This is a genomic window from Streptomyces sp. CB01249 (genome assembly GCF_001905735.1).
In the GTDB taxonomy this organism is placed as follows: domain Bacteria; phylum Actinomycetota; class Actinomycetes; order Streptomycetales; family Streptomycetaceae; genus Streptomyces.
Window position 1 is genome coordinate 209274 of record NZ_LISW01000010.1, and the last position, 24083, is coordinate 233356.

Annotated in this window: 25 protein-coding genes; 12 read left to right on the forward strand and 13 right to left on the reverse strand. The window is 71.9% G+C overall.

Going from position 1 to position 24083, the window contains the following annotated elements; genetic code table 11:
• Positions 1-51 precede the first annotated feature (51 nt).
• A complete protein-coding gene (locus AMK18_RS33135; RefSeq protein ID WP_073865745.1) occupies positions 52-954 on the reverse strand; it encodes an NAD(P)/FAD-dependent oxidoreductase in 903 nt (300 codons plus the stop codon).
• Positions 955-1047: 93 nt separating this feature from the next.
• On the opposite strand from AMK18_RS33135, the gene AMK18_RS33140 reads away from it, so the two are divergent.
• Genes AMK18_RS33140 through AMK18_RS33150 form a run of 3 tightly spaced genes read left to right on the forward strand, consistent with a single transcriptional unit; the run spans position 1048 to position 3873 of the window.
• Positions 1048-1710 (forward strand): ArsR/SmtB family transcription factor, encoded by a 663-nt coding sequence (locus tag AMK18_RS33140; RefSeq protein ID WP_018105907.1) that lies wholly within the window; start codon positions 1048-1050, stop codon positions 1708-1710.
• Positions 1707-3023 (forward strand): MFS transporter, encoded by a 1317-nt coding sequence (locus AMK18_RS33145; RefSeq protein WP_073865746.1) that lies wholly within the window; start codon positions 1707-1709, stop codon positions 3021-3023. The genes AMK18_RS33140 and AMK18_RS33145 overlap by 4 nt, the downstream gene beginning before the upstream one ends.
• Before the next feature lie 10 nt (positions 3024-3033).
• Entirely contained in the window at positions 3034-3873 is an 840-nt protein-coding gene (locus AMK18_RS33150) for a class I SAM-dependent methyltransferase (RefSeq protein WP_073865747.1), read from the forward strand.
• A 4-nt stretch (positions 3874-3877) separates the two neighbouring features.
• Here the strand turns inward: AMK18_RS33150 and AMK18_RS33155 are convergent, their stop codons facing one another.
• Together AMK18_RS33155 and AMK18_RS33160 are read right to left on the reverse strand one after the other, a co-directional pair.
• Positions 3878-4483: a hypothetical protein gene (locus AMK18_RS33155; RefSeq protein ID WP_073865748.1), complete on the reverse strand. Its 606-nt coding sequence runs from the start codon at positions 4481-4483 to the stop codon at positions 3878-3880.
• Positions 4484-4536: 53 nt separating this feature from the next.
• Entirely contained in the window at positions 4537-5466 is a 930-nt protein-coding gene (locus AMK18_RS33160; protein WP_073865749.1) for a quinone oxidoreductase family protein, read from the reverse strand.
• 85 nt (positions 5467-5551) lie between these two features.
• On the opposite strand from AMK18_RS33160, the gene AMK18_RS33165 reads away from it, so the two are divergent.
• Positions 5552-6037 carry a MarR family winged helix-turn-helix transcriptional regulator gene (locus tag AMK18_RS33165; protein WP_073865750.1) on the forward strand — a complete coding sequence of 162 codons (486 nt, stop codon included), beginning with the start codon at positions 5552-5554 and terminating at the stop codon, positions 6035-6037.
• Here AMK18_RS33165 and AMK18_RS33170 read toward each other — a convergent pair.
• Positions 5991-7394 (reverse strand): MATE family efflux transporter, encoded by a 1404-nt coding sequence (locus tag AMK18_RS33170; protein ID WP_073865751.1) that lies wholly within the window; start codon positions 7392-7394, stop codon positions 5991-5993. The two genes, AMK18_RS33165 and AMK18_RS33170, sit on opposite strands and share 47 nt — an antisense overlap.
• Positions 7391-8377 carry a phosphotransferase family protein gene (locus tag AMK18_RS33175; RefSeq protein WP_073865752.1) on the reverse strand — a complete coding sequence of 329 codons (987 nt, stop codon included), beginning with the start codon at positions 8375-8377 and terminating at the stop codon, positions 7391-7393. Before AMK18_RS33175 ends, AMK18_RS33170 begins: the two co-directional genes overlap by 4 nt.
• A 311-nt stretch (positions 8378-8688) precedes the next feature.
• Between AMK18_RS33175 and AMK18_RS33180 the strand changes: the two genes are divergently transcribed.
• Positions 8689-9072 (forward strand): hypothetical protein, encoded by a 384-nt coding sequence (locus tag AMK18_RS33180; protein WP_143202289.1) that lies wholly within the window; start codon positions 8689-8691, stop codon positions 9070-9072.
• Between the two features lie 194 nt (positions 9073-9266).
• Here AMK18_RS33180 and AMK18_RS33185 read toward each other — a convergent pair whose 3' ends face one another.
• Positions 9267-9827 carry a peptide deformylase gene (locus AMK18_RS33185; protein ID WP_073865826.1) on the reverse strand — a complete coding sequence of 187 codons (561 nt, stop codon included), beginning with the start codon at positions 9825-9827 and terminating at the stop codon, positions 9267-9269.
• Between the two features lie 725 nt (positions 9828-10552).
• Here AMK18_RS33185 and AMK18_RS33195 point away from each other — a divergent pair.
• Entirely contained in the window at positions 10553-11008 is a 456-nt protein-coding gene (locus tag AMK18_RS33195) for a MerR family transcriptional regulator (protein ID WP_073865755.1), read from the forward strand.
• A 15-nt stretch (positions 11009-11023) separates the two neighbouring features.
• Positions 11024-12094 (forward strand): SDR family oxidoreductase, encoded by a 1071-nt coding sequence (locus AMK18_RS33200; RefSeq protein ID WP_073865756.1) that lies wholly within the window; start codon positions 11024-11026, stop codon positions 12092-12094.
• 8 nt (positions 12095-12102) lie between these two features.
• Here the strand turns inward: AMK18_RS33200 and AMK18_RS33205 are convergent, their stop codons facing one another.
• The 3 genes from AMK18_RS33205 to AMK18_RS33215 all read right to left on the reverse strand — a co-directional run bounded on the left by AMK18_RS33205 (position 12103) and on the right by AMK18_RS33215 (position 16625).
• Entirely contained in the window at positions 12103-13863 is a 1761-nt protein-coding gene (locus AMK18_RS33205) for an ABC transporter ATP-binding protein (RefSeq protein WP_073865757.1), read from the reverse strand.
• Positions 13860-15608: an ABC transporter transmembrane domain-containing protein gene (locus tag AMK18_RS33210; RefSeq protein WP_073865827.1), complete on the reverse strand. Its 1749-nt coding sequence runs from the start codon at positions 15606-15608 to the stop codon at positions 13860-13862. Before AMK18_RS33210 ends, AMK18_RS33205 begins: the two co-directional genes overlap by 4 nt.
• Positions 15609-15692: 84 nt before the next feature.
• On the reverse strand, positions 15693-16625 hold the full coding sequence (locus AMK18_RS33215) for a LysR family transcriptional regulator (protein WP_073865758.1): 933 nt from the start codon (positions 16623-16625) through the stop codon (positions 15693-15695).
• Between the two features lie 66 nt (positions 16626-16691).
• Between AMK18_RS33215 and AMK18_RS33220 the strand changes: the two genes are divergently transcribed.
• From AMK18_RS33220 to AMK18_RS33230, 3 genes are all read left to right on the forward strand, one after another.
• Entirely contained in the window at positions 16692-17522 is an 831-nt protein-coding gene (locus tag AMK18_RS33220) for a MerR family transcriptional regulator (RefSeq protein ID WP_018105919.1), read from the forward strand.
• Positions 17523-17656: 134 nt separating this feature from the next.
• Positions 17657-18892 (forward strand): MFS transporter, encoded by a 1236-nt coding sequence (locus AMK18_RS33225; protein ID WP_073865759.1) that lies wholly within the window; start codon positions 17657-17659, stop codon positions 18890-18892.
• 66 nt (positions 18893-18958) lie between these two features.
• Positions 18959-19369 (forward strand): SgcJ/EcaC family oxidoreductase, encoded by a 411-nt coding sequence (locus AMK18_RS33230; RefSeq protein ID WP_073865760.1) that lies wholly within the window; start codon positions 18959-18961, stop codon positions 19367-19369.
• A 15-nt stretch (positions 19370-19384) separates the two neighbouring features.
• Here the strand turns inward: AMK18_RS33230 and AMK18_RS33235 are convergent, their stop codons facing one another.
• From AMK18_RS33235 to AMK18_RS33245, 3 genes are all read right to left on the reverse strand, one after another.
• The gene (locus AMK18_RS33235; RefSeq protein WP_073865761.1) at positions 19385-19915 is read right to left on the reverse strand and encodes a GNAT family N-acetyltransferase; all 531 of its coding nucleotides are present in this window, start codon (positions 19913-19915) and stop codon (positions 19385-19387) included.
• Between the two features lie 77 nt (positions 19916-19992).
• Entirely contained in the window at positions 19993-20778 is a 786-nt protein-coding gene (locus tag AMK18_RS33240) for a VOC family protein (protein WP_073865762.1), read from the reverse strand.
• Between the two features lie 100 nt (positions 20779-20878).
• Positions 20879-21931 carry a phosphotransferase family protein gene (locus AMK18_RS33245; protein WP_073865763.1) on the reverse strand — a complete coding sequence of 351 codons (1053 nt, stop codon included), beginning with the start codon at positions 21929-21931 and terminating at the stop codon, positions 20879-20881.
• A gap of 259 nt (positions 21932-22190) precedes the next feature.
• Between AMK18_RS33245 and AMK18_RS33250 the strand changes: the two genes are divergently transcribed.
• Together AMK18_RS33250 and AMK18_RS33255 are read left to right on the forward strand one after the other, a co-directional pair.
• The gene (locus AMK18_RS33250) at positions 22191-22727 is read left to right on the forward strand and encodes a pyridoxamine 5'-phosphate oxidase family protein (protein ID WP_073865764.1); all 537 of its coding nucleotides are present in this window, start codon (positions 22191-22193) and stop codon (positions 22725-22727) included.
• A gap of 164 nt (positions 22728-22891) precedes the next feature.
• On the forward strand, positions 22892-23386 hold the full coding sequence (locus AMK18_RS33255; RefSeq protein WP_018105927.1) for an anthrone oxygenase family protein: 495 nt from the start codon (positions 22892-22894) through the stop codon (positions 23384-23386).
• Between the two features lie 58 nt (positions 23387-23444).
• Here the strand turns inward: AMK18_RS33255 and AMK18_RS33260 are convergent, their stop codons facing one another.
• Complete coding sequence (locus AMK18_RS33260; protein WP_018105928.1) at positions 23445-24071, reverse strand: anthrone oxygenase family protein; 627 nt, start codon at positions 24069-24071, stop codon at positions 23445-23447.
• Positions 24072-24083 lie beyond the last annotated feature (12 nt).

Below are 24083 nucleotides of genomic sequence, written 5' to 3' on the forward strand. Positions count from 1 at the left end.
CTCCCGGGCCTGGCTGGGCCGGATCTTCCACTCGCCGACGCGTACCGATGCCTACCCGGCGGCATCATCCGGCCCGAGCAGGTCCCGCGCCGCGTAGTACGCGTGCAGCGCGGCCTCGCTGCCGGAGCCCAGGGCGGTCATGATGCGCTGGTAGCGCGCTGAGCGGAGGTCGCCCGCGACGAGGACGCGGGGGTGCTGGTCGGAAGGCGCGCAGTAGCCATCCGCGCCCCGGACCAGGTCGCCCGGCGGGGCGGCGGGCGCGCTGCCGAGGCTGAGGAAGACGGCGTCCGCGGCGAGTGCGCGCCGCAGGCCGTCGGGGGCGGTCACCTCCGCCGACCCCGAGAGCGTCAGGTGTCCGACGGGGACGAGCGTGACCCGGGGGTCGTCGCGGATCTCGTCCGTCTTGTACGCGTCGGCCGCCGGGTACGCCACGATCAGGCGGGTGTCCGTGTCGGGGTGGGCGCGCAGGAAGGTCCCGATCGGCCGGTCACCGCCGAGTACGAGGAGGGTCCGGCCCTCCTCCGCCCCGGCCTGCCACAGCGGCGGCAGGGTGAGCCCGTCCGGTGCGGTGATCCAGGGGACGTCGCGCGGCTGGAGCGGCCCGACGCCGGTGGCGACGACGGCGTACGGGGCGGTGAGGCGGGCTCCGGTGTCGAGTGTGACGGTCACGTGGTCGTCGGCGGCGCGCAACTCACTCGCGTAACACCCGAGTTCGACCCGGCACAGCTCCGTGCCCATGACCTCCGCCGTGATGGCGTCGGCGAGCGCCGGGCCGCTGGTGTGGCCGCCGAGCACGTTGTCGAGGGCGGGGACGCGGTAGAGGTTCCGGCACAGCCGGTCCGGCTCGACCAGCACCGTACGCAGCCCGACCCCGGCGGCCATCCGGACGGCGGCGCAGCCGGCGGGGCCGCCGCCGATGACGAGCAGATCGGAGTCGTACAGCGTGTCGCCCATGGGGCCATTCCAGCATCAAGGGCGACCACACCGCAAAGAGTTCTTCGCGAAGAACTCTTTGCGAAGAACTCTTTGCGGTCTAACGTGTGCCGCATGGCTGATGTGGTGAAGGGGCCGGACGGCCCGGACGTCGACAAGGAATCCGTCGTCCTGGATGCCAAGGGACTGCGCGCCCTGGCCCATCCGGTGCGCGTACAACTGGTCGGGCTGCTGCGGAAGTACGGTCCCTCGACGGCGACCCGGCTCGCGGAGCGTCTGGGGGTGAACTCGGGAACGGCCAGCTACCACCTGCGGCAGCTCGGCGCGGCCGGCTTCGTGGAGGAGGACACCGGTCTCGGCAACGCGCGGGAGCGCTGGTGGCGCTCGGTGCACCGCACGATCTGGTTCAACGATCCGGAGCTGGCCGAGCGGGAACCGGAGGCGGTCCTGGCCTATCTCCAGTCCGTCGCCGCCATCCACACCCTCCGCCTCCAGCAGACGCTGAACGAGCTCCTGACGATGCCCCCGGCCTGGCGGAACTCCTTCGACATGAGCGACTGGGCGCTGCGCCTCACGCCCGAGGAAGCAGGCTCCCTGGAACAGGAGTTGAAGGAGGTCGTCGCCCGCTACCGGCGGGACCGGCCGGAGGACGCGGCGAGCGCCCCCGAGGGTGCCGAGCGGGTCAGCGTGATCACGTACGTCCTGCCCGAACTGGACGCGCCCGGCGCGGCGCCGTATCCCGGGCCCCCGGAAGCGGAAGACGGACCCGCGTCATGACCGGGAGCCCGTCGGACAGCGGCGGCATATCCGGTACGAGGTCCTTACGGCCGCTCGTCGGGGTGCTGACGGCCATGGCGATGTCGCTGACCGGCACGCGGATCTCCGTCGTGGCGCTGCCCTGGTTCGTCCTCGTCACGACCGGCAGCGCCGGCCGCACCGGACTCGTCGCCTTCTGCGAGATGGCCCCCTACGTGGTGGTCAAGGTGTTCACCGGACCGCTGGTGGACCGGACCGGGCCCCGGGCCGTTTCCTGGACCACCGACCTGGCCAGCGCGACCGCGGCCGCCGCGATTCCCGTTCTGCACGTCCTGAACGTGCTCTCCTTCCCGCTGTTGCTGGGCCTGGTCGCGCTGATCGGGGCGGCCCGGGGCCCCGGCGACCTGGCCAAGGAAGTGATGGTCCCGGAGGCGGCCGAACGCGGCCGGGTGCCGCTGGAGCGTGCCACGGGTCTGTCCGGCGTGATCGAACGCCTCGCCTCCACGGTCGGCATGGCGGCCGGCGGCTCCCTGGTGGCGCTGCTGGGACCGCTGACCGCGCTCGCCGTCAACGCGGGCTGCTTCGCGCTCGGTTCGGTGGTCATCCGGATCGCGCTGCCCCGTGGCGCGGAGCGCTCCGCCGACGACGCCCCCGACGCGGCGGAGGAGGCGGAGCCGGGCTACTGGCAGCGGTTCGGCGAGGGCTTCGCCTTCCTGCGCGGCGAGCCGCTCCTGCTCACCGCCATCGTGATGATCTGCGTCACCAACCTGCTGGACGCGGCGTTCACCTCGGTCCTCGCCCCGGTCTGGGCCCGGGACTCCGGCAACGGGCCGACCGCGATCGGCCTGATGGGCGGCGTGATGGGGGCCGGAGGGTTCGCCGGGAGCCTGATCGCCGCGGTGGTCGCGCACAGGCTGCCGCGGCGGCTGGTGGTGCTCGGCGGGTTCCTGCTGGCCGGAGCGCCGAGGTTCCTGGTGCTCGCCTCCGGCGCCCCGCTGTGGGGAGTGCTGGCCGTCTTCGCCGTCAGCGGCTTCGGGGCGGGCTTCGTCAACCCGGTGCTGGGGGCCGTCCTGGTCGAGCGGGTGCCGCGCCGGATGCTGGGCCGGGTCAACGCGCTCGGTGACTCGCTGGCCTGGGCCGGCATCCCTCTCGGCGGACTACTGGTCGGGGCCGCGGTGACCGCCACCGGACTCGTGCCGATGCTGCTCACGTGCGGGGCCGCGTACTTCCTGACGACGAGTCTGACCGGACTGCGTCCCGAGTGGCGCGAGATGGACCGTACGCGGGTCCCCGATGACTACGCGCCGACGGCGCCCGGTCCGAGCACCCCGTAACCTGCTCCGTATGCCCGAAATCACCGCACCCGCGCCCCGCGACGACACCCCCGAGGACTCCCGGCGGGAGCTGCTGCGGCGGACGTTCGACGAGGACGCGGAGCTGTACGACCGGGCCCGGCCGGGATACCCGGTGGCGCTCTACGACGACCTCGCGGAGCTCGCCGGGGCGCGGCGCGGCAGCCGGGTGCTTGAGGTGGGCTGCGGGACCGGGCAGGCCACGGTGCCGCTGGCCCGGCGGGGGTGCCGGATCACGGCCGTCGAGGCGGGGCCGAGCATGGCCGCGGTCGCCCGGCGCAATCTGGCCGGGGCGGCGGACGTGGAGGTGGTGACGGCCGCGTTCGAGAGCTGGCCGCTGCCCGCGGAGCCGTACGACACCGTGCTCGTGGTCACCGCGTTCCACTGGATCGACCCGGCGGTGCGCGTGCCCAAGGCGGCCGACGCGCTGCGGGCGGACGGGGCGCTCGCCGTGGTGCGCACCCAGCATGTGCAGGGCGGCACCGAGGAGTTCTTCCTGGAGGTCCAGCGCTGCTACGAGCAATTCGACCCGGCGACGAAGCCCGGGACGCGGCCGCCCACCGCCGCCGAGGTCGGCAACGCGGACCACGCGGAGGAGGTGGCGCGCAGCGGCCGCTTCGGCCCCACGGTCTTCCGGCGTTACGAGCACGACGTCACGTACACCACCCCGCAATACCTGGACGTGCTGCGGACGTACTCCGGGCATCGGGCGCTCCCGGAGCCCGCCCGGCGCGGGCTGCTGGACTCCATCGCCGAGTTGATCGACGGGCGGTACGGGGGCCGGGTGACGAAGCGCTACCTGATCGAGCTGGGGGTCTCGCGCAGGCGCTGACCGCCTACCCGTTCACGCCCGCGATCCCCCAGCCCCGGCGGGCGGCCTCGGCCAGGACTTCGCCCCAGTCGGTCAGGAGGCGTACGAAGGCGTCGAAGGTTCTGTACCGGGACGCCTCGGAGCGTTCCTCGTAGGGTGCGCGGAGCTCGTCGAGCCGGGGCCGTACGCGCTCCCAGGTCGCGAGCAGGTCCCGTACGCCCTGCGGGGACTGCACGACCAGCAAGCCGTCGCCCCCGGTGAAGAAGGCGCGACCCTCGCCCGGTTCCTCGTCATCGAAGTCCGGACCGTCCCAGATCAGCCCGCCGAGCAACGTGTCCAGCTCGGCCCGCAGCCCCGCGTCCACGTGGTCGCGGGCCTTCTCCCACGCCTCCCCCGCCCAGAAGTGCGGCTTGTACGAGCCGAGGGTGCCGGGGAACTCGTACACGCCGAAGAGTGCGCTGTGCGGCCCGCGCGGCCACTCCCACCCGTCGTCGGTCCTGTTCCTGTCGTAGTCCCACAGCCCGGTTTCGTCGTCGTACCAGGCATTCCGCAGCCGCTCCAGCCGTTCCGGGGGCGGGACTTCGGCCAGCCAGGACCAGTCGGCGATCAGTGTGGTGAGGTCGACGCCCATGGGGCGAGCCTATCGACCGCACGTACGAGGGTGCCTTCCCCCTGTCGCCGGGGTTACGGGACGTAGACGAGGCGTTCGTCGCTCCGGTGGTCGTTCCACGCCTCCGCGATCCCGGACGGCGTCACGGCGCGTGCCCGGACGTCGAGGGCGCCCTCGGTGACCGCCGAGGCCAGTTCCGGGAGTTCGGCGAGAAAGTCGCGGGCGGAGAGCGATCCGATGCCGCTGCCCACGATCTCCAGCCGGGCCTTGCGCAGTGCCGCGGAGGGGATCGGTGCGGTCGGGCCCGCCATGGAGCCGATCTGCACCCAGGTGAGCGGGGTGGAGCGGTCGGCACGCGCGGTGAGGAGGGGAAGCATGGCGCCCGCCGCGGGCTCGCCCCAGACGAAGTCGAGGACGACGTCGGCGTCGGCCGCGGCGGCGATCTCTTCGAAGGTGAGCGCGCGGTCCGCGCCGAGGGCGGGCAGCTCGGCCAGCCGGGCAGCGTTCCGGCCGACGGCGAAGACCTCCGCCGCGCCGAACCGCTTGGCGATCTGGACGGCCATGCGTCCGGCGCTGCCGGTGGCACCGAGCACGAGCACGCGCTGCCCGGCCCGGAAGTCGATGCGGCGGCGCAGCGCGACCCAGGAGGACATGCCCGGGTTCATCGCGGCGGCGATCCGGACCGGGTCCGCGCCGTCGGGGAGGACGATGCTCCGGCGTACGTCGATCACGGTGCGCTCGGCGAAGGTGCCCAGGTCCGTGTCGTCCAGGATCGCGTAGCGCAGGCGGCCCGAGGGTTCCCGCACGACGGCGTCGACGCCGGGCACGATCGGGAAGACGCCGGTGGCCGAATAGTGGGTGCCTTCCGCCTTGGACCGGGTGAGGTGGTGCAGGCCCGCCGCGAGCACCTCCACGACCCTCTCGTGCTCGCCCCGGGCCACGGGTTCGGGGTGCTCGCGGTGGACGGGCGGGGTGCCCCGCTCCGTGATGACTGCTGCGTACATGAGAACTCCCTGACAGTTTGGTTTGCATTACCAATCATTAACAGAGTTGTTTGTAATGCAAACAATGTCAAGTAGGGTGGGCGGCATGGCCCCCGACGACTCCCCCGGCGACTCCACCGATGCCCTGCTGGACGGCCTGGTCCGCAGCGCCTTCCAGATCATGGGCGTGCTCACGCGGATCGGCGCCGAGCACGATCTCTCCCTCACGCAGCTGCGCGTGCTCGGCATCCTGCGCGACCGGCAGCCCCGTATGAGCGATCTGTCGGCCTTCCTCGGCCTGGACAAGTCGACCCTGTCCGGCCTGATCTCCCGGGCCGAGCGCCGGGGCCTGCTGACCCGGGGCACCAGCCCCGAGGACAAGCGGGCCGTGGTCGTCCTCATCACCGACGAGGGCCGCGACCTCATCGAACGGCTCTACGCGCAGGGGCGGGAGGAGCTGGCACCGGCGACCGACCGGCTCGACCCGCACCAACGCCACGAGTTGGCACGGCTCCTGGAGCCCTTGCTCTCCCCGCCCCTGCCGGTCACCCCCCGGCGCCCGGCCGGGCGGACGGGCGCGCTGGACGGTTAGGGGGTGTCTTCACCGCCGCACCGGACAGGCGTCGCAGGAGCAGGACCGCGCCCGCGGCGGTGGCCAGTTCGCCTGCGGACAGCGCTGCCCAGACCCCGTTCGCGCCGAGGCGGCCGAGGGTCGCGACGAGCGGGACCTTGATCAGGAGCAGGCTGCCGATGGAGATCAGGTAGGCGGGCGCCGGGCGCCCCAGGGACTGGGCGTACGCCGCCGCCAGCGGGGCGATCCCCGCGACGGTCAGGCCGATGGCGAGGACGCGCAGCGCCTGGGCGGCGGTGCCGACGGTCTCGGGGTCGCTCAGGAACAGCCCGGTCAGGGGTCCGGCGAGCAGCGCGAGAGCGGCGGCGGTGAGGACTCCGTACAGCAGGGAGCCGAGCAGGGCGATGTCGCGGGCCCGCAGGGCGCGCCCGGGCAGGCCACGTCCCGTGTTGTAGCCGACGATGGGCTGAAGCCCCTGGCCGATGCCGGTGTGCGGCATCAGCACGAAGGTCTGCAGACGGGCGCAGACGGCGTACGCGGCGAGCGCGGTGGCCGATCCGGTCGCGGCGAGGGTGGAGTTGACCAGGACAGCGAGCAGCGTGACGCCCGTTCCGGCGAGGAACGACGGCAGCCCCACTCCGAGCAGGGCGCGCAGCGTCGGGCCGTGCGGCAGCAGGTCCCCGGGGCCGATCCGGTACGGGCGACGGCGCCGGCCGAAGAAGAACCACAGGCTCATCGCGGCGGAGACGGCCTGCCCGCCCACGGTGCCGAGGGCCGCGCCCCGTACGCCCATGCCGAGCCCGAAGATCAGCAGCGGGTCGAGGGTGATCTGCACGGCGACCGGTACGAGCCACAGCAGCGTCGAGTACCCCATGCGGCCCTCGGCGCGTACCAGGCTGGAGAAGCCGGTCGAGACCAGCGCCCCGCAGAGCAGGACCACCGCGTACGGGTGGGCGAGGTCGCGCAGCTCACCGCGGGCGCCCAGGAGGGCGAGCAGCGGGTCGAGCAGGGCCAGCCCGATGACGGTGGTGGAGGCGGCGCAGATCCAGAACAGGGTGAACGCGTTGCCCGCCGCCCGGGCGGCCGCCTTCCGGTCCCCCGCGCCCAGTGCGCGGGAGACGAGCGAGGCGCCGCCCGCGCCGACCGTGGTGGACACCGCGCCGAGCAACAGCAGCAGCGGGGCGACCAGGTTGACCGCGGCCATCGCGGTGTCGCCGACGCCGTGACCGACGAACCAGGCGTTGGTCAGCGCGTACACGCCGTACACGCCGACCGCGGCGGTGGTCTGGGCGCAGGAGCGCCACAGCAGCCGGCCGACGGGCTCGGTGCCGAGCCGGGTGGTGTGGTCGGACGCGGAGTCGGTGTGCGTGGTCGTCACCGGCGGGTGCGGCCGAGCAGGGCCATGGCGTGGTCGAGCCGGGGGCGGGCCCAGTCGTACTGCTTGGTGTCGGTGTGGCCCCGGTACACGGTCTCGATGACCATGATCAGCATCAGGTGCAGGCAGTACAGCCGACGGCGCACCCGCTCGGTCCCGGTCAGTTCGCCGTGGCCGTATCCGCGCATGAAGGGGGCCGGGTCGCCGAAGTCGGATATCTGGGTGCCGGTGAAGCAGGCTTCGATCAGCGGGTCGCCGTAGAAGGCGCGTTCATGGTCGATGACGCAGACGATCCGGCCGTCGCGGACCATGACGTTGCTGTCCCACAGGTCCCACTCGACCAGGCGGGGTTCGGTGACCTCGTCCAGGCTTCCGGCGTGGTCGGCCAGGACCTCGCGGACGGTGTCGTAGTCCCACCCGATGTCGACCCCGCGCCGCTCGCCGTCGGCGAGGACGTCCTCGACCATCCCGGTGAACACCCGCCGCCAGCTCTCGTCACCCGGCCCGGCCAGCGGCCCGAACGCCTTGCCCCGCACCGAGTTGATCTCCCGGTTGAACGCGCCGAGCTGCTCCATGCACGCGTCGCGCTGCGCGGCGGTGAGGGTTCCGCCGACGATGCCGAGGTTGTCGGCGTCCACGAACGGCATGAAGAAGTAGTCGGCGTCGCACAGTTCGCGGGTCCGGTCGGCGAAGTCCACGACGGGGACCGGCACGGAGGTGTGCTCACGCAGCAGGTCCAGCGTGGCCAGCTCGATCGACATCGCCCCGCGCTCGTAGGTCATCACCTCCACCCCCGGCGGCGGCGCGATCTTCAGAACGACCTCGGCCCCGTCGCGCAGCCGGATGCGATAGGCGACGTTGAACCACCCGTGCCCCAGCTCGCTCGCCCACCCGTCCCCGGCGGGCACCCGCCCGGCCCCGTAGGCGCGTTCGACCATGGCGCGCAGCGCGTCGGACGACTGCCTGTTCTTGGTGATGCTCTCCACGCCCTGTCCCTTCGACCGTGCCCGGCCCGGCCCCGTCCGGGCCGGGCGGAGACCCCGGGGCAATTACTTACCATGTGGTCGGTAACTTCTCCAGAGGCGGCGGAGCCGGCCGGCGCCCAGGGGGGACATTCGCCCGCGTCCAGCGCTCTCAGATCCGCGCGGAGAACCAGGCCGCCCACACCCTGCGCCGTGCGGCCGCGACATACGGGCCACCGGCACCGCTGACGACTGATGAACCTTGGTTGGGCATTTCTGTAGGTTGACTTGTCGTGACCACCAGGCGGCTTGCTGATGTGGGGAGGGTTTGACGGGTGGCCGAAGAGTCCGTGCGGAATTCAGTGTCGCTGGCTGTGTTTCTGGCTGTGGCCGCTGGCCCCGGGGTGCCGTTCGGGGTCGTCGAGCTGGCGGGCCGCGGTATCGCCGCGGATGCGGCCGCGAGCCGTTGGGTGCTTGAGGCCGGGAAGTCTTCTCTCGACGGCTTCGCACTCGCCGACAAGTTGATCGACCTCGGCGAACGTGAGGATCAGCTCGTCGCGCTCTGGCAGGAATATGGAGCCGACGAGGTCGGTGTGGTGGCCTTCGAGTCCCGGCTGACGGAGATCGTGACGGCCATGGAGACGTGGGTGCCTGTCCCGGAGGGACCCACGGGGGACTTCTCAGTCCGGCTTCGCCGGGATCCAGGCACGGATGGATGACTCGGGGACCTGCACCCCCCTTTCGGTTCGGCTCAGGCGTTGCGCCAGAGCATGTAGGCGGCGATGACTGCGTTCCGCTCGCCGGATACACCCTCCACGATCACGATCTGGAAGCAGCCTGCCGGGCAGCGGACCAAAGATCTCCGGGACGAGCCGCTGAGCGACGAACACGGAGCCCGGCCCCGCCTCGGCTGCTACTGCTCGTAGGCCCACGCCTGGCCGGTCTGGCGGTACTCCTCCACAGGGATGGGAACGACGCCCGTCCGCATCCGTGCGGTGTAGAGCAGACCGTCGAGGTGGTCGATCTCGTGATGGACCAGCCGGGCGAGCCCTCGTTCGTAGGTGGTGGTCACCAGACGGCCCTCCAGCGTGGTGGTCTCCACGGTGATCCACAGTGGCCGAGGGACCATGCCGCGAGCGTCGAAGAACGACAGGCAGCCCTCGTACTGCTCGTCTTCTTCGCTGGAACGGTCGGTGATTCGGGGATTCAGCAGGACGATCGCCGGAGCCCCGGCGGCGTGGGGCTGGACGACGGCGGCGGCACGGCCGATGCCGATCTGGGGTGCCGCGATGCCCATGCCCTTGGCGAAGGGGTGGACTTGCCCGATCCGCTCCATGGAGGAGAACAGCCGCTCGATGGCCTGCTCGGCCGCCTCGCGCTCAGTCGGCAGGTCGAAGACGCGTGCCCGCTCAGCAAGAACGGGGGCCCCGCGCTGCACGACGCCGAGGTCCCGCATCTGTTCACTGGGACGCATCTGGATCACCTGAACTCCCCGTTATCCGCTTCATGTTCGGGACCGGCCCAGAACCGCCACTCCAAACGGTATCGGGCGTGGAGCGCGGGTGCGGAAGTACTCCAGGCGAAGACGCGCGCCCCTCCCTCCTCGCGCTGGACCGGTGCCGTTCCGAACGCCTTCCCGAGCCCTCGTTTCCGACGGCCGCACAAGCACTGGCTGCGTACAAGGATGGTGGCCCGTCCTTCTCCCGCTACGGATGGCCGGCCACCATCACGAAGTGAGTCCCGTACTGCAGCAATGGCTGATCGGCATGCCGCCGACCAGCAGTGCTGGCGGGCGTCGCCCGCATCCACACCCGTACCTGTCTGACTGTGCTCGGCTGGGACGGCAGCATCGGCGCCGTTACAAGACCGAGGACGGCGTTGCGCGCGGACGGGTCGAGTGGGCCCGCGCCACCACCCGCCCGGTGGATCGAGGAGGGTGAGCTGCCGGTGTACGGGGCGGGGGGCACCGTCACCCCGGGGGGCGTGACGACACTGAGGCGCGGCGGGTGGTCGGCGGTGTTGTAGGTGCCACCCGCTCCACCGGCGGGAACCCGGGTGGAGCAGGCGGACATCGGCGCGGAATCCGGCGCGCGGAAAGTGACGCCGCCGCCCCTGGGGCGTGTCAGGTGCGGGCCGTATCCCTGTGGTGCCGATCCTGGGGCTTGACTTCAAGCGCTTCAAGTATCGGAGGGTGCTCGTATGCAGGGAGCAACCGGACAGCGGCCCATCGATCTCACCATTCAGGAGATGGCCCGGCGGTCAGGTTTCAGCGAGTCGGCATTGCGCTACTACGAGAAGGTCGGCCTGCTGGGACCGGTCGCCCGGGACGACTCCAGCGGACACCGCCGGTACGGGCCGGAGACCGCGGCCCGGATCGAGGCTCTGTCCTGCCTGCGTTCCGCAGGGGTGACGGTCAGCGGGATGCGCCGTTACCTGGACCTGCTCGCCCGTGGGGAGGACGCGGCGGTCGAGCTGCGAGATCTGTTCGCCTCGCAGGCGGAGCGGCTGGCCGACGACATCGAGCAGCGCAAGCTGCGGCTGGCCTACCTGCGGAGCAAGGCCGACTTGTGGGATGCCCGGGTCCGCCGGGACGGCCCTGCGGAGGAGCGCGCGGTCAAGGACACCACGCGACTACTGGAACACTTCTTCAGCTGAAAGTTGTTGCACACGATGATCAACGCAGACGTCTCTTCCGTGCCCGAATCCGCGATGGTCCTGGTGACGGGTGGCAGTGGCTTTCTCGCCGGCCACACGACCGCCCGCCTCCTGCATGACGGTCACCGGGTGCGCGTCACGGTCCGGGGTGCCGAGCAGGAGGCCCAGTCGCGGGCCGCACTGCGCCGCGCCGGGGTGGAGTCCGCGGATCGCGTGGAATACGCCTTCACGGACCTCACGAGCGATGACTGCTGGGCGGGCGCCATGGACGGGGTGACCCACGTCGTCCACCACGCCTCGCCGTTCCCGGTCGCTGGGCCCGCCACCGAGGACGAGGTCGTCCTCCCCGCCCGGGACGGCGCCCTGCGCGTCCTCGCGGCAGCGCGGGTGGCAGGAGTCCGGCGGGTGGTCATGACCTCCTCGTTCGCCGCCGTCGGGTACACGCGGACGACCGACGACCACTACTCGGAGGAGAACTGGACCGACCCGGACACCCCGGGTCTGCCCGCCTACCACAAGTCGAAGGTCCTGGCGGAGCGGGCAGCGTGGGACTACGTCCGCTGCCACGGCGACATCGAGCTGACCGTGGTGAACCCCACGGGCATCTTCGGCCCCCTGCTGGTGGACCGGCCCTCGGGCTCGGTCGGCCTGATCAGGGCCATGCTCAACGGCAACATGCCCGTGGTGCCCGTCATGCACTTCGACGTTGTCGACGTACGTGACGTGGTCGACGCACATCTGCGCGCGATGGTGCACCCCAAGGCGGCGGGGGAACGATTCCTCGTCGCCGGCGGACCTTCCAGCCTGTTCCGGATGGCGCAGATTCTGCGCCGGCACTTCCCCGCCTACGCGGACCGCCTGCCGGCCCGCGAACTCACCTTGGCGGAGGTGACCGAAGCGGCGAAGACCGAACCCGCCCTGCGAGAGGCCGCAGCGCTGGCAGGCCGCATCCCCGTCATCAGCAACCACAAGGCTCGCTCCGTACTGGGCTGGGAGCCCCGGACCGTCGAGGACACGATCACGGCGTCCGTCGAAGCGCTGATCGAGCTGGGTGTCATCAGCGAGCCCGCTGCGGCCGACTCGTAAGCAGCGCCCTACGACGGCCCCTCGCCGTGCCAGGACCGCCACAGCGCGGCGTAGGCACCGTCGGAGGTCACGAGGTCGTCGTGGGTACCGAGTTCAGTGATGCGGCCGTCTTGCATCACGGCGACCCGGTCGGCGTCATGGGCGGTATGCAGGCGGTGGGCGATGACGGTGCGTCCTTTCAGTACGGCGGCCAGCGCGCGTTCGGTGTGGCGTGCGGTGCGCGGATCGAGGAGTGCGGTGGCCTCGTCGAGTATCAGCGTGTGCGGGTCGGCCAGGACCACACGTGCCAGGGCGAGTTGCTGTGCTTGCGAGCCGTCGAGCCGATGTCCTGCGGCACCCAGCTCGGTGTCCAGGCCGTCCGGGAGTTCTTCGGCCCACTCGGCTTCGACGGCCGCCAGGGCGGCGCGCAGTTCGGTGTCAGTGGCGGACTGGGCCGCAATCAGCAGATTGTCCCGGACCGTGCCGAGGAAGACGTGGTGTTCCTGGGTGATCAGGACGATCTGCCGGCGCAGCAGGTCGGGGCCGAGGTCGCGGATCGGGACGCCGCCGACCGTCACCGTTCCGGTGCGGGGCGCGTCGATTCCCGCGAGCATCCTGCTCAGGGTGGACTTGCCGGCGCCGGAAGGGCCGACGATCGCCAGCCGTTCGCCCTCCTTCACGGTCAGGTCGATGCCGTGGAGCACATCGCCCCCGCCGTCGTAGGCATAGCACACGCCGGTCAGCTCTATGCGGTCATCGGCGGGGGCGCGGGAGGTTCCCGAAGGCGCCTGGGGTACCTGCCCCAGCCCCTCGACCCGGGCGAAGGAGGCGCTGCTGCTCTGCAACTGCTCCAGACGCTGCAGGATCGTGTCCAGCGGGGCGGACAGTTGCCGCAGATACATCGCGGAGGCGACCACCGCGCCCAGGCTCATGGCGCCGTGGCCATGCAGTACGCCACCGATGAGCAGCACGCCGACCACCGGAAAGACGTAGGAGACGTCCACGGACGGGAGGAGCACGCTGCGCAGGAACAGTGTCCGCATCCGGGTCTGCCGGCACCTCTCGATAGCCTCCCGGCATGCGGTGATGCGTCGCCGGCGCAGTCCGTACGCCTCGATGGTGCGCGCACCGGAGGCCGTGGTCGCCACGAGCTCCGCGAGCACCGAATTGGCGGCGCCCTCGGCGAGGTATGCGCGGCGCGCCCGGCGCAGGTACCAGCGACCGGCGAAGTAGATGCCGCTCAGCCCCACCACCGCACAGGCGCCGAGCAGCGGGGCAAGGGCGAAGACCGCGCCGAGGATGAACAGCGTCTGCACTGCGGCGATGAGCACGTCCGGCCCGATGTCGCGCAGGGCGACGGCGACGGAAGCGACATCGGTACTGCCGCGGGTGGTCACATCGCCCGTTCCCGCACGCTCCACGACGGATGCCGGCAGCGCGAGCACGCGTTCCACGAACCGCTCTCGCACCCGCGCCGAAGTCCGCTCGCCGAAACGGTCTCCCACCAGCCGGGCGTACCGCGTAAGCACCAACTGGGCCACCGCGCACACGACGATGGCGAGCGCGAACCGGTCCACGGCCTTCGCACCACCGCCCGCCTCGATCGTGTCGATGATCCGGCCGAGCAGCCACGGGCCGGCGAGACCGGCGCCGACCGCCAGCGCGTTGAGGGCGATCAGACCGGTGAAGGCGCGTGCGTCGAGTGCGATCAGCTCAAGCGCCGCACGGCGTAGCTGCGACGGCTCGGCAACGGGCAGCTGCCCGGCCGTCGACTGCGAGCGGGCGGTCATCGGACGGCCTGTGGGGTCGGTTGACCAGGGCCGTCCGGGTCCGTCTCGCCTTCCGCGCCGCGCGAGACCAGCCTGCGGTAGCCGGGCAGGTCCCGAAGGAGCTCCTGGTGGCTTCCGGCAGCGGCCACCTCGCCGTCGACAAGGAAGTACACGACGTCCGCCTGGTCCAGCAGGAGCGGTGAGGTACTGGCGACCACGGTGGTGCGGCCCTCGCGCACAGCACGCAGCCGGGCCGCCACGGCGGCTTCGGTGTGCGCGTCCAGCGCCGAGGTGGGCTCGATCGCCAGCAGTACCTCGGGATCGGCCAGCAGCGCCCGCACCAGGCGGATGCGCTGCCGCTGGCCGCCGGAGAGGTTGCGGCCCTGCGCATCGACGGGCGAGTCGAGCCCGTCGCGCGAGCCCAGCAGGATGTCGTCCGCCATGGCCGCGCGGAGGGCCCGGGCGAGAGCTTCCTCGCTCCGTTCCCGACGCCCCTCGACCACCTCGCGCAGCGGGCCGGCGAACAGTTCGGCCTCGCTGTCAGCGACCAGGATGCGGTCGCGGACCTGTTCGAGGGCGATGGCGTCGAGCCGTACCGCGCCCCAGGTCGCCGCGGTGCCGGTGAACCGGCCGAGGCGGTCGATCACGGCCGCGGCCTGCGACGGCCGGGCGCCGACCAGCGCGGTCAGCTTCCCGGGCGCCACCTCGACGCCGGAGGCCGGATCACGCAGTACGGACGGCGGCCCGGGTGCGTCTTCGCCCGCCGTGGGGTCGGCGACATCGGGCTCCAGGGCAAGGAATCGCAGCAGACGCCGCGCGGCGACCAGTCCGCGGCTGAGGTCGTAGCCGCCCTCGACGAAGAACGACACCGGCACCACGAGAACCACGACATACCCGTAGACGGCCACCAACTCTCCGACGCTGATAACACCTTGAACAGCCATCCGGGCAGCGAGCCAGGTGACCACGGCGAGGAACAGCATCGGCAGCCCGACGCCGAGGGCGCCGATCCAGCTGGTCACCGCCGCGACCCGATAGCCCTGCGCTTTCAGCGCCTGCGAATCGCGACGGTAGCGCTCGGCGTACACCTGCTTGCCACCGAAGCCATCCAGGACCCGCAGACCCCCGACGATGTCCCCGAATCGGGCCGCGAGCCCACCCTGCTGCTCCCGGTAGGCCATCTGCACCCCCTGCAACCGGCTCAGCAACGGCCCGACGAGCAGCACGAACAGGGGGACGCCCAGCAGCACGACCACGGCGAGCAACCAGGAGACGGAGGACAGGAACGCCGCAACGACGGCGTAAGCAACCACAGCGCCGACCCCGGGCCCGGTGATGGTCAGCGTGTTCGCCATCACCGCGGCGTCACCGAACCCGATCGTGACCACCTCTCCGGCCTCCATCCGGCGGGGCAGAGCGGCCCCCAGCCGCGTCGCATGCGCCACCACGACCTGCACCGTACGAAAGACGGCGTCCAACCGGACCCGGGTCATGGTGCGGTGCCGCATGATGGCCAGCCAGGCGTTCACCACCCCCACCCCCAGCAGCACCGCGCACCAACCGGCCAACTCACCCGTGTGTCCCGGCTCCAGCCCGTCATCGACCGCGTGGGAGATCACAAGGGGAGGCAGTGTCAGACCGACCATCCACGCGCTGCCCAGGGCCGCACCGGCCGCGCATCGGCCGCGCTGACAGACGATCAGCCACCACAGATACCGGCCGGGGCCCCACCGGTCCGGGATCCCCGGAGTAGATGCATCGGTCATCCACCTCACCCTACGGAGCATCCACCACCCTCTCCAGGGTGGCGGTCGCTCCCACTCACAGGGCCCTTTGCTACGCGAGCCCCTTCAGCAAGGGTCCACCCACCCCGGCACCCAACTCCCCGCCGCCCCGTACTCCCCCGCCGCCCCCAGGTACGTCCGCAGCGCCCCCAGCCCCGGGTGCGGGTTGTCGCGGTGCCAGAGGAGGGAGTGGGGGTAGACCGGGGTCGGGTCGGTGAGGGGGATGCGGCGTAGGTCGTGGGTGTCGGGCCAGATGAGGCGGGAGTGTGCGCCCATGAACGTGGCCAGGGACGGGGTGTCCGCGATGGTGTCGAGCAGGACGTCCGAGCCGAAGTTCGGGCCCGTCGCCTCGATGGTGAGGGCGAATTCCGCGACCAGGTCGGCGTAGTAGGCGCCCCACTCCGTGCCGGGGGCGATGCCCGGCATCCAGATGCGGTGGCCGACCAGGTCGGCGAGGGTCACCGAGGGGGCGTCGGCCAGGGGGTGGGCGGGGCCGGTGAGGAGCTGGAGGGGTTCGTCCAGGACGCGGACGGACTCGATGTCGTCGGGCAGGGGGCGGCCGGGGGCGGTCACCGCGCGGAACGTCGCGTCGAGTTCGCCGGAGCGGAGCGCGGCGACGGCCGTGTCCATGCTGACCAGCATCATCACGTCGAGGGCGATCCCGGGGTGCGCGCCGTGGAAGGCGCGCATCAGGCCCGACTGCGCGGTGCGGGACGCGATCACGTCGACGCGGAGCGGCCGGCTGCCGGGGCGTACGGACGCGCTCGCGCGCTCGGCCGCGCGCAGCAGTTCGCGTGCGTGGGGCAGGAACGCCCGGCCGTCGATGGTGAGCTCGGCGCCACGCGGGGCGCGGGTGAACAGCCGGACGCCGAGGGCCGCCTCCAGCGCGGCGATCCGCTTCGAGACGGCCTGCTGGGTGACCGACAGGTCCGCCGCGGCCTTCTGGAACCCGCCCGCTTCCGTGACGGCGACGAAGGTGCGTACTGCTTGGAGGTCCACAAGGAGAGAGCGTACTGATCAGGAGCTTGACCCTGACATCGTGTGAGGCCCTGCACTGGAGTCGTGATGTTGACCATCGGAGAATTCGCCAGATACGGCCAGGTGTCGATCCGCATGCTGCGGCACTACGACGCCCTCGGCCTGCTGCACCCGCAGCGCACCGACCCGGCCAGCGGCTACCGCTATTACGGTGCCGGCCAGCTCGCCCGCCTCAATCGCATCGTCGCGCTCAAGGAGCTCGGCTTCACCCTGGAACAGGTCGGCACCATCGTCGACGAGCAGGTGAACGCCGATGAGCTGCGCGGCATGCTCCGCCTGCGCCGGGCGGAGCTGGAGACGGAGAGGGCGGCCGCGCAGGCACGGCTGGGCCAGGTGGAGGCGAGGCTCCGGACGATCGAGAGTGAGGGACGTATGCCCGTGAACGACGTGGTGATCAAGAGCCTGCCCGGCCAGTGGGTGGCGGAGCTGTCGGCGACCGCCCAGAGCTGGGAGCCCGCGCACATCGGGCCCGTGATCGGTCCGCTCTTCGACCGGCTGTGCCGGCTGACGGACGCCGCATCGGTGCGGCCGGCCGGTCCGTGTGTCGCCTATTACGAGGACGCCCCCGAGGGCGGCGGCGCGATCACGGTGCACGCCGCCCTGCCCGTCGACCCGGACGCGGTGCCCCGGGACCAGGAGTTCGCCGTCGTCCACCTGCCGGGAGTGGCCGAGGCGGCCACGATCGTGCACCGCGGACCGATGGAGGGCGAGATGCTGGCCACCGAGCAGCTGTTGGTCCGCTGGATCGAGGACAACGACCGCCGCCAGGTGGGCTACGTCCGTGAGGTCTCGCTGTCCTGCCCGCCGGACGACCGCTCGCAGTGGGTCACGGAGCTCCAGGCGGTGCTGGACCGCTAAGGGAAGGCCGCCACCGATGCGGTTGGTGCACAACCTGCGGTTGTGCACCAACCGGTCACTGGTTGTTTGACCTGGGGTTCTCGTACGCGGTTAGCTCTCGCCCGTCACTCTTCGGTTGTCCGGGTGAGGTGTGGGTGGGCAGGAAAGCGCTGGGCCGGCCGTTCGGCTGGCTGTGGGCCGCGTACGCCGTGAGCGCGTACGGGTCGGGGCTCGGGTTCGGAGCGCTGCCGCTGCTCGCCGTGCTCGTGCTGGACGCCGGGCCCGCCCAGGTGTCCGCACTGTCGGCGGTCGGGCCCGCCGTGGGGGCGCTGATCGCGATGCCGCTCGCGCCGTGGGTGGAGTTCCGGCGCAAGCGGCCCGTCATGATCGGGATGGACCTCGTCCGGTTCGCGGCCATGGCGTCGATCCCGGTCGCGTACGCCTTCGGGCTGCTCGGGTTCGTCCAGCTGCTGGTGGTGTCGGCGGTGATCGCCGCGGCGAAGATCGCGTTCGGCGCGGCGAGCGGCGCGTATCTGAAGGCGCTCGTCCGCCGGGAGGACCTGCTCGTCGCCAACGCGCGGTTCGAGTCCACGAACTGGAGCTCCATCGCGGTCGGCCCGCCCCTCGGCGGTGCGGCGATCGGGGTCTTCGGGCCGGTCACCACGGTGGTGGCCGACGCGCTCAGCTATCTGCTCTCCGCGCTCGGCATCACGGCGATCCGGGGCCGGGAGGAGGCGCCGGGGACGACGGACAGGACTCCGCTGCGGGCAGGCGCACTGCTCGCCGGGTGGCGGCACATCTTCGGCCACCCCGTGCTGCGCGCGCTCTACCTCAACCAAGTCCTCGTCGGCGGCCTCATCATGGCCACCGAACCGCTGCTGGCCGTGCTCCTGCTGCGCCGGCTCGGGTTTCCGCCCTGGCAGTACGGGCTCGCCTTCGCCGCTCCGTGTCTCGGCGGGCTCATCGGCTCGCGGCTGGCCCGCCGGGTCGTCGCCCGCTACGGCCGCGACCGGGTCTTCCGGACCGTGGGCACCCTGCGCGCGGTGTGGCTGATCGGGCTCGTGTTCGTACGGCCAGGTGTCGTCGGGCTCGTCACGGTGATGGCGGTCGAGCTGGCCATCATCGTCAACATGAGCCTGTACGGGCCGGTGCTCTCCACGTACCGGCTGGAACACACGCCCCAGCACCTCGTCGCCCGGATGCTCACCGCCTGGTCGATCGGGCAGCAGGCGTCCATCGCCGTGCTCACCGCGCTCGCCGGGCTGCTCGCCGACGCCACCGGGCCGCGCACGGGCCTCGCGGTGGCGGGGGTGCTCATCCTGGGCACCCCGTTCCTGCTCCCCCGGCGGGAGCGGGCACCCCGGACGGCCCTCGACCTCAATCGGACCTGATCCCAAGCAGACTTGATCTCGACCGGGCTTGATCTCAAGTGGACTTGAGGTTGCAGGATTCCCGGCATGGATACCGAAACCGGAACACGCACACACGCCGCCGACCTCGAAGCGATCCGCGCGGTCGTCGCCACCGTCGAGCGCTCCCAGCAGCGCAAGGACCCCGACGCGTTCCTGGCCCTCTTCCGGCCCGACGCGGTCTGGACGACCGCCCACGGCAAGGTCCTCATCGGCCTCGACGCGATCTCCGCGTTCACCCGGACCGTGCTGCCCGCCGCCGACTGGTCCGGGCAGGTCACCTACGAGGTGGCGCACGTCCTCTTCATCCGCCCGGACGTCGCGGCGGTCAAGATCCGGCAGCGCTACCTGGCGCCGGACGAGGAGAGCGAGGGCGCTCCTCTGTACGTGATGAGCCGGGACGACGACGGACGGTGGCTGCTGACCGCCGGTCAGAACACGGAGGTGGTGGAGAGCTGACCGCATCGGCTCCCGTCAGTCGGTCAGCGCCTTTTCCAGGAGCGTGAACGACTTCGGCGCACCGCCCGGCTGCGGCTTGCCCTCCTTGCGGCCGACCACGCGATAGCCGGCGCCGAGGTAGTACGCGGTCAGGGGCTCGTTGCCCGCCAGGCAGTCCAGGCGCACCAGCGTCCGGCCCGCCTCGGCCACGCGGCGTTCGGCGGCGCGCAGGAGCCGGCGTCCCGTGCCGGGCGGGACGCCGCCGCGGTCCACCATCAGCCGGTGCACGTAACCGGCCGGTGCCGACTGCGGGCCCCAGGCGTCCTCGTCCTGCCACCACAGCTCCCAGGCGCCGACGGCCCGGCCCCCGGACTCCGCGAGCCACACCTCGCCGGTCTCCATGATCCGGCGGAAGTGGTCCTCGCCGAGTTCGCCAGGCTGCCATTGGCCGGTGACGCCCTGGGCGAGCATCCAACGGGCCGCGTCGTCGCGCAGCCGTACGAGCGGGGCGAGGTCGTCGCCGTCGGCGAGGCGGAAGCGCAGGTCGGTCGGGCCCAGGTCCTTCATGTCCCGATCTTCGCACGCGTGTACGCACGCGGCGTCGGGCGCGGGAGGCGGCGTCCTCCCCGCGCCCGTGCCGGGCCCTACGACGCCTTCGGCGAGATGACCGAGAACGGCCCGCCCTGGGGGTCGGCCAGGACCGCCATGCGGCCGGCGACCATGTCGAAGGCGGGGGCCAGGACCGTGGCGCCCGCGCGGACGGCGGCCGCCTGGATGTCGTCCACGCTGTCCACGGCGAAGTACGGCTGCCAGTGCGGCGGGACGCCCGGCGGCACCTTGCTCATGTCCATCATGCCGCCCACCGCCCTCCCGTCGACCTGGAACTCGACGTAGCCGTCGGCGCCCTCCATTGCGGAGGGGGTCGCCGTCACCGGCAGGGCGGCGGAGTAGAACGCGGACGCCGCCTCCGGGTCCGGGGTGGTCAGCTCGCTCCAGATCAGCGCGCCGTGCTCGTTGACGATGCCCGCACCGCCGAAGGTGCCGGGCTGCCACAGGCCGAAGACCGCGCCCGCCGGGTCGGCGATCACGGCCATGCGGCCGAGGTCCATGACGTCCATCGGGGGGACGACGACCGCGCCGCCCGCGTCGGTGACGGACGTGAGCGTGGCGTCGATGGCGTCGGTCGACAGATACGTCGTCCACGCCGTCGGCGGCATCGGGTCCGGCACCGAGCCGTCCGGGTTCATCGCCTTCATGATCCCGGCGACGGGCTTGCCCTTGAGCGTGCAGACGGAGTAGCCGCCCTGCTCCGGCGGGCCCACCTCGCCCTGCCAGCCGAAGAGGTCGCAGTAGAAGTCGATGGCCGCCTGCTGGTCGGGGACCATCAGGTCGATCCAGCAGGGGGTGCCGGGCCGGTAGGGATCGTTCATTTCGGGCACGGGTGCCTCCGGGAGGCTGCTCGGGGGTGGACGGGCCCTCCTTACCCGGACCCCGCGCGAGCGGAATCGACCCGTACGGGTGACAGCCCGTTCAGTACCAGGGCCGCTGGTCCGGCGTGGGCAGCGGGCGCAGGGTCGGCCAGCGGTCCAGCAGGCGGGTGGCCAGGGTGGAGGCGAGGCGGCCGAGGGCGTGCAGGTGGTCGTGGTCGCGGGTCAGGTCGGCGACGACGCCCAGGCGGTGCACGAGGCGTTCGCGGGCGGAGACGTATCCCCACTCGAAGTCCTCGGTGGGCACCCGGGCGAGCTGGTCGGCCGTGCCCCGGTGCGCCCGTTCGACCAGCGCGTCGCCCTGGATCAGCCAGCCCGCGCACGCGTCGGCGAGGTCGCCCGGCACGTCCTTCCCAGTGAGGTCGCGCCAAGTGGACCGGTAGACGGCCTCGACCTCCGTGAGCGGCGCGGCGGTGACCGACATGGCGCACCAACAGGTGGGGAAGCCGATGCGGAAGTACGCGAGCTCGACCAGGCCGTTGCCGAGTGCGGCCCGCTCGAAGTCCACGAAGCGGACGCCGTCCGGGGTGCGCAGGTCGTTGCCGGGGCAGGGGTCGCCGTGCAGCAGGGCGTGGTGCCCGGTGGGGTCGAGCCGTGCCAGGAGCCCGGCGAGTTCGTCCGGGACGGCGGCCGGTACGGGCACGTCGAGCGCCCGGGCCAGGGCGAGGAACGACTCCGCGTCGGCGGCCGTGGGACCCGACCAGGCGGGGAGCGCGCCCGCGTCGGCGGGCCCGGTCAGGGCGTGCAGCCGGGCGAGCGCGTCGGCGTACCCCGGCATCCAGTCCTCGGTCCGGCCGAGGTCGTCCACGTACTCCAGGAGCATGACCCGCGCGCCCGGGTCCGTGGCGAGCAGCGCGGGGGCCACGGAGCCGCGCCCCGCCAGCCGCAGCCCGGCGGCCTCCCGGGCGAACCGCGCGTCCGCGTCGGCGGCGACGTCCCCGTCGCCGGTGATCTGCTTGACGATCACGACCCGCCCGTCCCCCGCCCGCACCCGCCACACCCGCGACCGGGGACTGCTGTCCAGGGACTCGGCCTGCGCGGGGATGCCGCCCATGGCGGAGAGCAGGGGGGCGGTCAGCGGGAGGGAGTTCGGCATGGGGAGGAGCGTAGCCGGGGGCTTCATCGAAGGCCGCGCCCTTTTTGCAGGTAGAACAGCTCCGGGTCACCCTCGTCCAGGCCGTGAAGCACTTCTCGATGCTCGTACGCCGTCCGGCGTCGTTCTTCTCCATATCCATGGCCCATGCTGGACTGTTCCGGGGAAACCGCGGGCCGCGGGCGGCCCCGCGTATGGCCGCTGGGCTCGGTCGCCGCGCAGACTGGAGGTTTCCCAGGACCATGTCGAGGGCGGCGGAATCATGACGAACGAACCCGTGCCGGAGCTCCATCCCGACTACAGCAGTGCCGGGGCCACGGCGACCCCGTGGGGCGAGGTGGTGGCCGTTCTCGAAGGGGCCGAGATGTTCTGGCTCTCGACGGTCCGGCCGGACGGGCGGCCGCATGTGACGCCGTTGCCGGCGGTGTGGCTCGACGGGGCGCTGCACTTCTCGACGGGGCTCGAGGAGCAGAAGGGCCGCAACCTCACCCGTAATCCGAACTGCGCTCTGACGACCGGCAACAACGCGTACGGGCGAGGGCTCGACGTCGTCGTGGAGGGGCCCGCGCTGCGCGTCTCCGAGCACGGGACGCTGGAGCGGCTCGCGGAGCTGTGGATGGCGAAGATCGGGTGGCCGTACGACGCGGTCGAGGGCGGCTTCCGGCACCGGCCGGAGGGGCCCCAGCCGGAGACCTCCGGGGAGCCGGGCGCGGTCGTCCCGGTGTTCGCGGTCCGACCGACGAAGGTCCTCGCGTTCGGCCGGGGCGAGACGTTCAGCCAGACCCGCTTCCGGCCGTGACGCCCTGAGCCACCCGCGCAGGCTGCCACAATTGCGCCCCGCTGCTGCCGGTGCCCCCGTACTCTGGACCACGGCACTTGACCTTCCTGTTGCATTCCCTTTGCGCAGAGGAGAGTTGACTTGCGCAGGCACCGCCGTACCGGCAGAAGCTGAAGGGTCAGGCAATGGAGATCGCACAAACGCTCGCGCTCATCGCGGCCACCGTGACGACGGGGCTGATCAGCGGGCTGTTCTACGGCTTCGCCATCTCCGTGATGCCGGCGTTGCGCGGGACGGGGGACCGTACGTTCATCGATGTGATGCAGCGGGTCAACGTGGCCATCCTCAACGGGTGGTTCGTGCTCGGCTACATCGGGGCCCTGGTGTTCACCGGGCTCGCGGTCGGGCTGCAGTTCGGCGGCGGGGACCGGGACGCCGTGGTGCCGACCGTCGCGGCGCTCGTCTGCTACATCGCGTCGATGGGGGTCACCAGCCGCCTGAACATCCCGCTGAACAACGCGCTGGACGCGGCGGGCCCGGTGGACGGGATCGCCCGGCCCGAGGCGGTGCGGGCGGCGTTCGAAGGGGCCTGGGCGCGGGGGAACGTGCTGCGGACGCTGCTGTGCATCGCCGCCACCGGGCTGCTGTGCTGGGCCCTCGTACTGAACGGCGGGAGCTGAACGCGCGGAGGGCGGGTACGGGGCTCATGCCCGTACCCGCCCTCCCCGGAGCCTCGGCTCAGCGGCCGACGGACAGCAGCGCCTCCGCGCGGCCGTGCAGCTTGGCGGCGTACGCCGCGCAGCCGAGGGCCGCCGTGTTGAGGAGCGTACGGAAGATGTTGACGGTCTCCCAGGTGCCCTTGAACTTGTCGACCAGCGAGAAGTCATGGATCTTGGCCGGGTTGCCGAGGTCGGCGAGCTGGTTGTTGAGCGGGATCTCGACGCCCATCGTGAGCATCAGGACGACGAGGTAGAGGACGGCGGCGAGACCGGCCCACAGGGCGATGGTCTTACGGCCCCGGCGGAACTCCAGGAACGCGGCGAGGCCGGCGGCGACGATGGCCCCCATGAAGATGAGCGCGAACAGGCCGTTGCCGTCAATCATCGCGTTGAACTGCTGCATCGCGGTCACGTAGGTGCGGTCGTCGGTCTTCGCGAGGCCCGGCATGACGGAGACGTCGTAGGCGAAGAACAGGCCGGCCATGAGCCCGAGCGTGATCACCGAGATCATGTGCAGCCAGCCCGCGGCCTTGTTCGGGCGGTCCTCCCGCGGCGGCACGGGCGCGGCGGGCTGTCCCCACGGCTGCTGGTACGGCGCCTGCGCGCCGGTGGGGCCCTGCTGCTGCGGGTACTGATTGGGTGTCATCGGTACGTCCTC